The sequence below is a fragment of the Leptospira sp. GIMC2001 genome (genome assembly GCF_028462125.1).
GTDB lineage: Bacteria > Spirochaetota > Leptospiria > Leptospirales > Leptospiraceae.
In genome coordinates this window covers 1157457-1169574 of record NZ_CP115468.1, presented here as the reverse complement: position 1 = coordinate 1169574, position 12118 = coordinate 1157457, and the positions used below count along the sequence as shown (strand labels likewise).

Genomic DNA, 12118 nt, shown 5'->3' with positions numbered 1-12118 from the left:
AATCAACCACTAGTTATCTGCTTATTTTTATTCTTGAAAATCTCAAGACTCTAGGCAGTCTAAGTAAAGATGGAATTTCTCTATATTACTATACCAATTACCTTGCTGATTGCACTTGGCAGCTTGGCTGCTTTTCTTTGGTCTGCTAAATCAGGTCAATTGAACGATTTAGAAGGACCCAAATACAGAATGCTTTTTGAAGATAAAGACGACCTACCCAAGGAATCGTAATATAATCTATGAGTGATACCTTTACAGCAAAAGTATTAAAAGATCTAGAAGATATGGAAAACGGCTTTTTCCATATCGCCAACCAACATGGCAAAGCAATTTTAAAAGTAACCCCAGGGGGAAAACTAGGCTCATCTGTAGAACCAATTCAAGTAATAACGAGAGTTAAAATTTTTGGAGTGGAAGGTTTTGACGAAAGAGAAATTCGAAGAATTGTCAAAGAAGCAGATGGAAAAGAGCATATTATTGGAAAATGGACTGGCGGAGAACCAGAAGATTCACGTGCAGAAATCACCACAACAGAAGATCGGATGGAAGCAAATATTGTTATTAATCCTCCAAAACATGGAGGCAAATCTCTAGACGAAAGTGCAATTCGTACGGCTTTGGATCAATCGGGAATCAAATTTGGAATCATAGAAGAAATAATAAAAGAGCTAGCTTTAGATCCAGAATACTTTGTGCAATACACGATTGCGGAAGGAACACGCCCCTTATCTGGTGGAGACGGCGGAATTGAAATGGTATTCGATACCTCTGATAATCCAAACTTGAAAGAAAACGAGAAAGGTCAGATGGACTTTCGCGAGATTGGAATTATTAAGTCTATACCTGCGGGTCAGATACTTGCAAAGAAAATTGATCCAAAACCTGGAAAGAACGGGATGAATGTCTATGGCGATCCAATTCCATTTGAACCTGGGAAAGAAATGGAATGGAAACTTGGAAGCAATGTAAAGTTATCGGATGATAAAAAATCAGTAATTGCTATGATTACCGGCCGGCCCGTTATGGATCGATCTGGATTTATACGAGTCGATGAAGTTGTTCACTTAGAAAACGTAGACTTCTCTACTGGCAATGTCGATTTTCCGGGAACCATAATCGTAGAAGAAAAAATTGCCGATGGTTTTAGCTTAACAACTCAAGGTTCCTTGATTATAAAAAAATCAGTCGGAAAGGTTTTCTTAAAAGCTAAAGGCGACGTTGTATTGTCAGGTGGTTTTATGGGAAGGGGTGGTGGAACCATACAATCTGACGGTGAGATCTATGCTAAATTTGTTGAACAAGGCAAGATGATATCTGGTAAATCAGTCTATATCGAAGAAGCAGCAATGCATTCCGAAATTACAGCTGAACTCGATGTAGTAGTATCTGGCGGGCGAGGCGAAATCATCGGTGGAGATATCATTGCCGGACGTTCTGTAACATGCAATAAACTTGGTGCAGTTGTCGAGACTAAAACGACATTAACCGTTGGAACACCACCTGACTTTATTGAAGAACTCGAAAAAATGCGTGCTGATATCAATTCCAGAAAGGAAGTACTTCTCAAAGTTGAGCAGACCATGAATAGAATGGTTGAAGATGCATCCAAACGTGACTTAACGCAAGAAGAACAGAATATGCTAATAAAGCTCAAAGAAGTAGAAAGTAAATACAAAGGATTGCTCAACACTTCTATGACACAGTTTAACTCCGCTGTCAATTCTTATGAACCGACAAAAGACTCATTTGTTCTGGTTGAGCGCGAGATTCATCCTGGCGTAGAAATCAATTTGGGTAAAGGAAAATACTATAAAGTTGGACTCAATTCGATTGTTGGAAAAAGTAGAATCAGTCTTGGAGTTGATGGCAACGTTCACAATGAACGATCTCAACTTAAGAGAAGATAAACAGCTTTTCAAAAATCTGAAAGAATTTTATAGCTCAATCATAACTTGAACAGATCGAGCTTGCATCCTATCTTTTGAATCTCGACCAAATATAGATTCCATCGTTTCTATTTGGATCAACTCTTGTTTTCTGAAATATTTACTCTGAATGTACTTTGAGACAGTAGCAGCTCTCTCTTTGGCAAGTTTCCTATTTCTACTAGGATTTCCCGTATGATCTGATTTACCAATGATTCGAATCTTTTTTATTGAAGAAATTTCTAGATTATTAAAACTTGAATCGATTTTTGACTCTAGGTCATGCGATAGATCTGACTCACCGGCATCCCAATAGACTACAATCGAGATAATTGATTCACCTTTTTTTTGTTTGATTATTCTATCTTCAGTAGATTTGGAAATATTTAAAGATCTTGAAATGTCATATTTTTGATTTGAATCGGAAGAATCGGAAGAATCAGAAGAATCAGAAGATTTAGCGAATTGAGAAGACTTGGCAGATTTAGTACGATTTTGAATTTTGAACTTGGATTTCCGAATTCTTAGCGAGAGATAAACCAAAGACACGAATATAAAAAATAATATTCCATAAACAAAAAACATCATTGTTCTTTACTTGTATCAACTAGATAGAATTCGATAATTACAACCTTCGAATTCCAACCATTGCAATATCATCATTCAATTCACTTGGACCTTCACAGAAGATTTTTTTTCCGGAAAATTCTTCAACATCTCTTGCTATCTTTTCAATAAGATCTTGGGGTTTCAAATTTTGATTATTTTTAATTATATTATAAAGCTTTTCATTACCAAACTGTTCCCTTGAATCATTCATTGCTTCCGTCACACCATCGGTAAATTGAAAAAAGAAGTCGCCTAGTTCTAGAGTTGTCTTTCGAAGCTCGATCGTAGTTTCGAAAAATTCATTGTCATCCATGCCAAGTGGAAGCCCTCCCCCCTTGAGCAATTTGACACTATCATCTTTTTTTCTATAGATGATAGGTTTGTTATGACCAGCTGATGAATAAATTATATCATGATTTCTTTTGTCATACATAGCAAGAAAAAATGTAACAAAAATTGTATCAGGAGTATCAGCATACAAAAACGCATTGAGATCGAGCAGAATCTTCTTAGGATCTTGAATTCCTCTTCGGATAAGACTATGAAGTTGTGATCGAAGTAGCGCCATAACCAAAGCTGGCCCAACACCATGATTCGAAACATCGCCAACACAGAAATAAATTCTGTTGTTCAGTTCTATAAAATCATAATAATCTCCACCTACTCCATTCATGGCTTTATAAAAAGCACCAAATTCTAGTCCTTCAATGGCGGGCAATTTGTCCGGGAGTAAGCGCTTTTGGATCTCTTCTGCAGCTTCTAGCTCTCCACGTAATTCTTCTCTCTCACGAAGTCCTTTCACCATCGTGTTCAAGGTTCTTCCTAAACTTGCAATCTCATCCCAACCCTTTTGAGGAAAGTCCACCTCTAGATCGCCTTCACCGACTTTTTCTGTATTTTCTGTAATTTTTCTGATTCTCTTAACCGCATAATTTGAGGAGACTATAGCGATTATCAAAAATATAAATCCAAGTAGTCCACTAACTTGCATCAAACGAACTAGGCTGTCCTGAATTTGTTTAACATTCTCCGAACGATCAATCAATATAATGTTGTAACCAGCTAGGTTACGAGACAATAGAATATGAGATAGCGAACGACCCGTATCCGGATATGAATAGATTGGAGTTGAGTCTATAAACCATTGATATTCCTCAGCTTCCATTCTACTACGGGACAAAATTCCATTTTCTATAGTTTGAACTTTTTTTCGACCAGGCAAATACAAATCAGGAATAGATGTTTCTGATTGTCCGTCCATAATCCAATTTCTGATATGCTTCCAACGACGGTGTTCGCCATTGAATATTTCATTATCACGCAAGAACTTGTTGTATTCAAGGCTATCATTTTGATATGGAAGAACTATATAAGATTTAAGAGCAGCTTCTCGTAAATTCTGAAATGACTCTGCCAATTTTAAACGAGGATATTCATTCCAACTGGTAATTGTATATTGTAATTGAGCAATTTCTTCTCTAAGATTCTCAAGATCTGAGCCTAAATTCTCAGCTTCTTTTTCCAATCGAATAGATTGTTCTTCTTCATTTCTCTGTAATGCGAGTTTACTTTCATCAAGTAAGTTTCGAATATTCTTTTCTACTAAAATAGCTGAATCTTCCAATTTCTTGATAGATTCTTGGATATCTTCCCTTCTTTTTTTATTCTCATTAGGGTAAGGGTGAAGTCTCTGAAATGTAGATTCTCTTTTCTTTAGTAACTCACGATATTCTTTATATAAATCTTTATATACTTTGTCTTTATAAGGTGGAGTATTGGATGCAATCAATTCATCTCGCCTTTCTCTTATTCTATCAATCAATTCAGAAAAAGCAAAAGTTAATGTCTGATCGTCCCGAACTAGTTCTAGCCATTCTGAATCATCAGCAGCCATCTCTGATAGAATAATTGCTGATCTGGATGTAAGAACTGGATTTTTATAAAATGGACGAGAGATAACATCGAAAAAATTTCTTCCGATCTCATAAGATCTCGTTTTTTCTGGTTTCGATTGAACCAGTTCCTCATCGGAAAATTTAAATAGATCAGACTTTTCGGATTCATATTCGGGAAGAGTAAGCAATCTCCTTGATGAGAAAGAAGATCCTTGAATCAATCTACCAGTATCCAAGAAAAGATTTTGTTCTCTGTCATAAGATTGGATTCTAACATTCCTTGGATTGAATCCCAATTCTTCTATGTTATCTCTATTCCTATCTCGGAAGAAATTTTGAATTCTCTCTCTAAGATATTTATTTTGCCTAGATAATAAATTTCGATCACGAGAAAGAATATTCTCTTCTCTATTAGTCTTAGTAGATTTGGATTCTAAATTTTCAATTCGAGACTGAATGATCGCAACATTTCTAGCAATTGTAAGAATTGAGCCAAAAGTAGAATCATCGATTTCTACACCATTCTCATCTCGAAATTGATTTTTAATTTTTTCTGTAAGCTCAAGAATTTCTTTCTCGGATAGATACTGCGAGAAGTAACTATCTTTATACATGACTTTTCTGTCGCTGCTTGAGAAAATTCCAAATAGCGCAGAATTATTATTGCTTACTATTTTGGTTTTAAATTTTTGAAGTTCTTTCTCTTTAGATTTAATCCGGTTCTTCATATCTTCAACGAGCACAAGAGTATATGCCAAATTATCCATCTCAAGTGAAAGTGAATTTATATAACTGAGTGGTGCCTGGATTTCTTTTTCAAAAATTCCAGCAATCCATTCTCTCTGCTTAAAATTGAAATACAATACACTCAAAAAACCAAATATAAATAGTAAAATGACAGTAAACACAATGAGCTTGGCTCTAATTCCAGGCTTGAAAAATTGTTTTAATTTTTTTAGATTTTTCATTCCTTAGGATAGGATAGAAATAAACGATTTCCACCTTCCTTCCTCTCTTCATATATAACATTCATTAGCTTTCTATAATTATGTATCCCCATTCCACCATCCTTACCCGTTTCAATGAATTCATTGGGATCGGCAATTGGATTCTCTAAAGGATTGAATCTTGGACAATCATCGATAATTTCTGCAGTAAATTGATTTGGATTTTTATGTATGGAAATTTTGATTATCGCTTCACGATTCTCGGGATATCCATGCTCAACAATATTGGCAAGAGCCTCATCAACGGAGAGTACAATTCTATTAACTTCAATATTATCAAAACTTGTATCAGCAAGAAAACTCTTTAGTTCTTGTCGAAAGTTGGAAATGGATGAATAGTCATTTCCAATTGTATAAGTTTTTTCCACAAGGGAAGACATGGTTTAGCCTAAGGCTGCAATGGCCTCATCCACCGTTCCAAGTAAACGCACCTTTTTCGTAAAATACATCAACTCCATCGTATCACGAATTTCTTTTTGAACACCAACCAGTATCATCTCTCCGGATTTGCCCATCGCGTTCTTTTGGATCGCATTCATAACGCCAATTCCAGCTGAGGCAACATAAGTCAATTCTTGACATTCACACACAATCTTAACCGATCCAGCTGCTATTAGATTATCTAATGTTGTTCGAAAGTCGGGAGCGGTTTTTGCGTCCAATTCCCCAGATAAACTAAGTATTGTTATATTATTTTTCTTTGTTTCTGTGATTTTCAGTGTTGCTGCCATGATTATTCCCTTAAACCGATTTTTTCAATTCATCCATCAGACCTTTGTCTGATATTATTTTATACAGAGTTCTCTCCATCTTGTCAATCTCTAAAAAGTACGGAGTGGACGGATCTCCTTCAAATATATGTGCATATTTTCGAATCTGTATTATGGACCTTTTCAAATTTTTCTCTAGAATTGATTTGGTAAGTTGATAGTAAATTTCGATTGCCATACTATTTCTTAATTCTTCAATAAAACCGGCTTCTCTTTTCTCTAACGCTTGACAAAGTTTATCTACTTCATCCTCACTATAAGAATCTTGATCTCTGTATTTTATAATATAGGAAGAAAGTAACTTTTTGCAACGTTGGAGATTTCCCGATTTACTAGCTGCAAGAATTTGCTGGTACAACAAATGAACTTCAGATTCTAATTTTACTTTTTCTTGATGAGCATCTAAACGAATTGGTTTGAAAACTTCTTTTAATTCTTCTGGAGAAAAATTCTCTACACTTTCTTCAAAAAGTTTCTCACTTCGATTGGAATGAATATCTCGGAATTCTTTTAAAGGCTTTTCAATAATTTTTACAAAATCAATTGATTCTACCGAACTTGCAACAATGGGTTCTGCTTGCATCATATCTAAAAACAAAAGACAGGAATCTCCAAGCGCAGTGGGATTCTCTGTCATAGCTTGACAAATCATCTTTTTACAATGTGGTGCAATTCCATTCAATCGACTGATGTCTTTATGTTCTTCTCGAATCCTTTCCATATATTTTCGCGATGTCCAGGATTGTTTTGGACCTTCCCAGCTCGCATAAGAAATGGGTTGATATAAATATTTATGAAAAGCCTTTTTTCCTGTCATGGCAAGTAAACGTATAAGTCGTGCTAACTCGACCGCAGTAACCGCTGGGACAGGAAGATTTTTCATCTCAGGCGTTCACCTTGAAATAGATAACGTCGCCATCTTCGACAATATATTCCTTGCCTTCGATTCTCAGTTTTCCTTCTTCTTTTACTTTAGCTGGATCACCTAAACGATCAATATCGGAAAACTTCATTACTTCAGCTTTTATATATCCTTTTTCGAAGTCAGAGTGAATAACACTTGCAGCTTGAGGTCCGGTGCTTCCCTTCAGAGTTGTCCAAGCGCGAACTTCAACTTCGCCTGCCGTAAGAAATGTAACCAATCCAAGCAATTCATAAGATGCGCGAATCATTCGAGTAAGTCCGCTTTCTTTCTCACCAATTTCTTGCAAAAATTCAAGCTGCTCATCACGGTTTAGTCCAGAAATTTCTTCCTCGAACTTACCGCATAGGCTAACCATTTTCTCACCTTCTCTCTCAGCCAATTCCTTGATTCGAGGAAGATGTACGTTATTTCCTTTCTCCAAATCTTTATCTAGAACATTCGCTACATATAGCATTGGTTTGATGGTAATTAGATTGAAAGTCTTTGCAATTTTGGTTTGTTCAGGAGTGAGTTCAACCGATCTTGCCCTCTTACCGGATTGCAATGCAGGTAGAATTTTATCCATAACCTGAACGATTTCTATAGCTTCTTTATTGCCGGTTTTAGCTGATTTCGCAACACGCTGGTGTTGCTTTTCTAAACTTTCTAGATCAGCAAGGATCAATTCGTAATTTACAACTTCTGCATCTTCAACAGGGTCAACTTTATTGTGAACATGAGTAATATTTTCGTCTTCGAAAGCTCTCACAACATGGCAAATAGCATCTACCTCTCTGATATGCGAAAGAAATTGGTTACCCAATCCTTCCCCTTTACTTGCGCCCTTAACTAGACCTGCGATATCTACATATTCAATAGTTGTTGGAATGATTTTTTTTGGATTATATATCTGAGCCAATCGATCCAAACGTTCATCTGGAACTTCCACAACTCCAGTATTGGGTTCAATCGTACAGAAAGGATAATTCGCCATTTGCGCTCCGGCCTTAGTCAGAGCGTTAAAAAGAGTTGATTTGCCTACATTTGGTAAGCCTACTATACCACAATTCAATGCCATATTGCAAGACTGCTAAAGTCACGAAAAGAAACAAACTTTTTCTAAATTAGTTTATCAGTCCCAAGAAAAAGAAATAGATCATTATCGCTGATGCAACAGAATAAAAAGGTAATACATAATTCCAATTTTTTTCCAATGGATTCTCTCTTCTAATTCTAGCTTTCTTACTATAGCATCCTTACCCAACGATTGGAATTTTTCTGTTTCCATAAAAATCCGGAGTGCAGTAAAGAGAGGCTTTAAGACTTCAATGCGATGCTCACTTAATAATTCATAACAGCTTTTGACAATTTCTTGATTATTTGAAACTAAATTTAGAACCAGACGAGGAATTTGAAAGTAAGGAATGAGAATCAACTTTTATCTGCATTATTTCTCCAAAATTTTGCAAACGATTGCCAGATTTCTCCGACTGGCTCCGAAGTCAGATTTAGTGACTCGCGAGTATCCGTTTTTGGAAATTGAATTTTCCAAGCATGTAAATACATTCTGTCCGCATATTCGGCCTTGGCACCATAAGTTTTATCTCCAATAATGGGATGCCCCGATTCTGAAATGTGAATACGTATTTGATGCCTTCTTCCAGTTATCAGTTCAGCTTCAAGCAAACTTATATTTCTCTTCGGATCATAACCAAGTTTGCGAAAGATTGTGATCGCTTTCTTTCCGCCTGACCGAACAGTCTGAACCTTTTTATTTCCATCTTTTAAAAAAGATTCAATTCTCTGCTCGGATTGACCAAATTTACCTTGGACTAAAGTTAAATAAAACTTTGTAGAATTCATAAGAAGATGATCAACTTCAGAGTTCTTTTCTGGATCCAAACCAAACACAACAATTCCCGTTGTATTGAGATCGAGTCTATTGGCAGTCCGTAGGTAAGAAAGATTTAGCTCATCTTGTATCATTCGAGTAAAATCCAATCTTTCCGGATCTTTCGTCTCATGAACAGGAATTCCGTACGGTTTGTTCGCAATTAGAATTAGGTCATCACGATATACAATTTTCTGAGGATTCATTTTAAAAATCTAATCAACATCTAAACTAAATTCATAACCCTCATAGCTTCTAAGGTTGATTACACCCTGATCAAAAAGAAGGTATTGCCCTTTTACACCAATTAGCTTTGCTGAGATTGGATTGTCAGGATCAGCTTTTAAGGATTTAGCTTTGGGATATTCAAGGATCGGATAATTGAATAGAAATGATTCCTTCATTTTTGATGGTTTGATTGTGATAGGAATTTCTTTATTCTTCGCATCCATCATAACAAGATTCGCTTTTTCAATAGCTTTGAAGAATTTATCGCGCTCGAAAAGTAAATCTAAGTCGTCAACATCGGGATTTTCTGTTACCATTTTCTGCCAAGTGGTTCGATCAGAAAGAAATTGACTCATAAAAGTTTCAACAATTCCAGCTTCTCTTCTTGACTGCGTTTCAAGAATCTCGATTGCAATAACAGCCCCTTGGTCAATCCAACGATTTTCAATTTTCTTTTCTTTGGTGATTCCAATTTTTGGACCACTTGTATACGCAATATAAACAGAATGTTTCTGCAGACAATTTGACTCACCCCATGCAGGTTCCCGACACGTACCCAAATGATAATGACATCGCGTAGGCTGCATAATACAGAGATCATTACTTGCGAGTTTAATAAAACAGGAATAACAACTTCCCTGATTAAAACTTTTTTTAGTAAATTTGCCACAATCAACGCAACGAATTTTTCCTGTAAACTTAAGAGTTACTTTCTTTCCAAGAAGATTCTTCAAATCTTCTCCTTCTATGACAGACTCCTTGGCAACTTTCTTGCCTGCCTGATTATCTCCTTCATAGATAGCATAACGCAGTTTATAGTTTACATTGAGAATTTTTCTGTTGGATAACTTCTCCTTTGATTTTATCAATTTGGCATCCGATTTCAACTGATTGCCTTGCTCTAAAGTTGTTTCTTTTGCGAGCATGCGCATATATCCATTCAATTGCATTTTTGATACCATTCCGAAAAAAGTTATTTCGAGAAATCAATTTCCTTTGCTGTCTTAGCCCAATTGTCTGAATCCAATTGCACGACTAGAATTGATTTCAAAGTTTCATTGCCAGACTCTGTCTTCCAGGAAAATACGACAACCTCATCGCCAACTAAATAATGAGATATATAAGAATTGGTATGGTAGTAGGCCATAATATCCGATTGATTTTTTTTGGGAATAGAGTTCGGATCTCGGTTGGATAATAAAATTGATGATCCACCTAACAATGGAGTTCTGTCCGTTGATTCAAGAATAGTGACAACTCCGCCTTCTTTATATTCATATGAAGAATCTCCTATTGGTGGAGCATCTTCTAGATTCAAAAGACTGCAAGGGAATTGACCTGGAATCTCCGGAAACATTTCTGGGCATGCAATATATCGGATATCTCTTTCTTTTTTGTATTTCATTTTGAATTTTAAAGTAGTTCGCACTTTTGCAAATGCATAAGCTTTAAGCTTCGTTTTCATTTCTTTTTCTGAAAGTGAAACCCAATCCGGGTCATTCTTGGATTGTTGCTTAGTTGGCGAATCAAGGCTTCTTCCCTTTTCCTGAGAAACGACTTCAGTAGTTGCCGCGATTGATACAATCGCATAAAGAATGATAAATGAACAAAATTTAGCTGACATCCATGTCTCCTTATTTATACAACCAATACTTTTTTATTTTCTGATTGTATTCTTCTTCTTTAGACTTATAAGTTAAGTTAAAGCTATCATATTCAATAGATTTGTCAATACTATCTCTAAACTTTGTATTTCCCCAGAGATAATCAATGGAATATACTGTTGACCACCTTGTCCATTTGAACTCTTTCGGGTATATTTTTTTCATGCTCGATATTAAGTTGTAAGCAAGTTTGATTGGATCATATTTAACATTGATAAGATTCAATCGAAGTCCTTTACAAATTTTACCAGTGTGGGGACCAAAAGTTGGTTTAAAATAGACAACTGTAAAGTAGTAATCCTTGTTAGAATTTTTATCCATTTCTTCGGCGAGTTTGCTCGGATCAGTCATCCAAGGAGCTCCAAAGTAGACAAATGGAGCTTGCGTTCCCCGACCAACAGATACATTTACGCCTTCAAGAAAAACCAACGAGAAATAATTTCTAGCATTTTCGAGTAAAGGAAGATTGGGAGATGGAGTATGCCAAGGAACACCAACACTCTCCATAGATTGTCCTCTTTTGTATCCAGAAACTGGAACTACTTCTAATTTGATAGATTGATTCAAAAATTCCGCATTATAAAAGTTAGCCGCTTCACCAAGTGTCAATCCCGTAAAAACTGGACTTGGAAATTCTCCAGCAAAATTTAAGTATTTCTTTTCTACAAAATCTCCTCGTCCACCCAAATGTATACTTGGAGAGACATGATCTAGTACATAGAAGTTAATCTTTTTCTTAAGTGATGCATCCATTAGTCTTTTGAGAACTGTGAGGTAAGTATAACATCTCATCCCAACACCCTGGACATCAAAAACAATTACATCAGTCTCACCAACAATGGTATTCAAGTCGGCAGTTGATAATTTATATATGTGGTAGATTGGCAATCCAAAAATGCTATCAATCGTAACTGGGCTTTTGCTGAATTCTTCTTCAATTCCAAGAAAGCCATGTTCCAGTCCAATCAAATGGGAAATTGTTACATTATTGGAATTAAATTCTTTCCTAATTTTCTCAGGGTTGATACCAATGCCCGAAGGATTTGTAACCAACATAACTTTTTTACCTTTTAAACTTGGTAAAATCCGAGAATAAAAAACTTCTTCAGGGTTGACAATTTTTGAGTCAATAGGATGGATTCGAACCGATTCATCGGACTGAGAGCAAACTGATAGAGTCAAAAATAAATAGGTATACAATAGAAAAAAGTTCTTGGTCATATGG

General features: G+C 35.9%; 12 protein-coding genes. 2 read left to right on the top strand and 10 right to left on the bottom strand.

Going from position 1 to position 12118, the window contains the following annotated elements:
- Positions 1-69: 69 nt before the first annotated feature.
- Together ccoS and O4O04_RS06695 are read left to right on the top strand one after the other, a co-directional pair.
- Positions 70-231 (top strand): cbb3-type cytochrome oxidase assembly protein CcoS, encoded by a 162-nt coding sequence (gene ccoS / locus O4O04_RS06700; RefSeq protein WP_272535002.1) that lies wholly within the window; start codon positions 70-72, stop codon positions 229-231.
- A gap of 8 nt (positions 232-239) precedes the next feature.
- The gene (locus tag O4O04_RS06695; RefSeq protein ID WP_272535001.1) at positions 240-1907 is read left to right on the top strand and encodes a DUF342 domain-containing protein; all 1668 of its coding nucleotides are present in this window, start codon (positions 240-242) and stop codon (positions 1905-1907) included.
- Between the two features lie 27 nt (positions 1908-1934).
- On the opposite strand, the gene O4O04_RS06690 is transcribed toward O4O04_RS06695, so the two are convergent.
- The 10 genes from O4O04_RS06690 to O4O04_RS06645 all read right to left on the bottom strand — a co-directional run bounded on the left by O4O04_RS06690 (position 1935) and on the right by O4O04_RS06645 (position 12114).
- Positions 1935-2513, bottom strand: a complete 579-nt coding sequence (locus O4O04_RS06690; protein WP_272534999.1) for an OmpA family protein — start codon at positions 2511-2513, stop codon at positions 1935-1937.
- A 37-nt stretch (positions 2514-2550) separates the two neighbouring features.
- Positions 2551-5397, bottom strand: coding sequence for a SpoIIE family protein phosphatase (locus O4O04_RS06685; RefSeq protein ID WP_272534997.1), 2847 nt, complete (start codon positions 5395-5397; stop codon positions 2551-2553).
- The gene (locus O4O04_RS06680; RefSeq protein ID WP_272534996.1) at positions 5394-5816 is read right to left on the bottom strand and encodes an ATP-binding protein; all 423 of its coding nucleotides are present in this window, start codon (positions 5814-5816) and stop codon (positions 5394-5396) included. The genes O4O04_RS06685 and O4O04_RS06680 overlap by 4 nt, the downstream gene beginning before the upstream one ends.
- Positions 5817-5819: 3 nt before the next feature.
- Entirely contained in the window at positions 5820-6167 is a 348-nt protein-coding gene (locus O4O04_RS06675; RefSeq protein ID WP_272534995.1) for an STAS domain-containing protein, read from the bottom strand.
- A gap of 10 nt (positions 6168-6177) precedes the next feature.
- Complete coding sequence (locus tag O4O04_RS06670) at positions 6178-7089, bottom strand: hypothetical protein (RefSeq protein ID WP_272534994.1); 912 nt, start codon at positions 7087-7089, stop codon at positions 6178-6180.
- 1 nt (position 7090) lies between these two features.
- A complete protein-coding gene (gene ychF, locus O4O04_RS06665; protein WP_272534993.1) occupies positions 7091-8188 on the bottom strand; it encodes a redox-regulated ATPase YchF in 1098 nt (365 codons plus the stop codon).
- Between the two features lie 353 nt (positions 8189-8541).
- A complete protein-coding gene (locus tag O4O04_RS06660) occupies positions 8542-9207 on the bottom strand; it encodes an RluA family pseudouridine synthase (protein ID WP_272534991.1) in 666 nt (221 codons plus the stop codon).
- A 9-nt stretch (positions 9208-9216) separates the two neighbouring features.
- Entirely contained in the window at positions 9217-10155 is a 939-nt protein-coding gene (locus tag O4O04_RS06655) for a DUF2797 domain-containing protein (protein WP_272534990.1), read from the bottom strand.
- Positions 10156-10202: 47 nt separating this feature from the next.
- Positions 10203-10853, bottom strand: coding sequence for a hypothetical protein (locus tag O4O04_RS06650; RefSeq protein WP_272534988.1), 651 nt, complete (start codon positions 10851-10853; stop codon positions 10203-10205).
- 10 nt (positions 10854-10863) lie between these two features.
- The gene (locus tag O4O04_RS06645) at positions 10864-12114 is read right to left on the bottom strand and encodes an exo-beta-N-acetylmuramidase NamZ family protein (protein WP_272534986.1); all 1251 of its coding nucleotides are present in this window, start codon (positions 12112-12114) and stop codon (positions 10864-10866) included.
- Positions 12115-12118 lie beyond the last annotated feature (4 nt).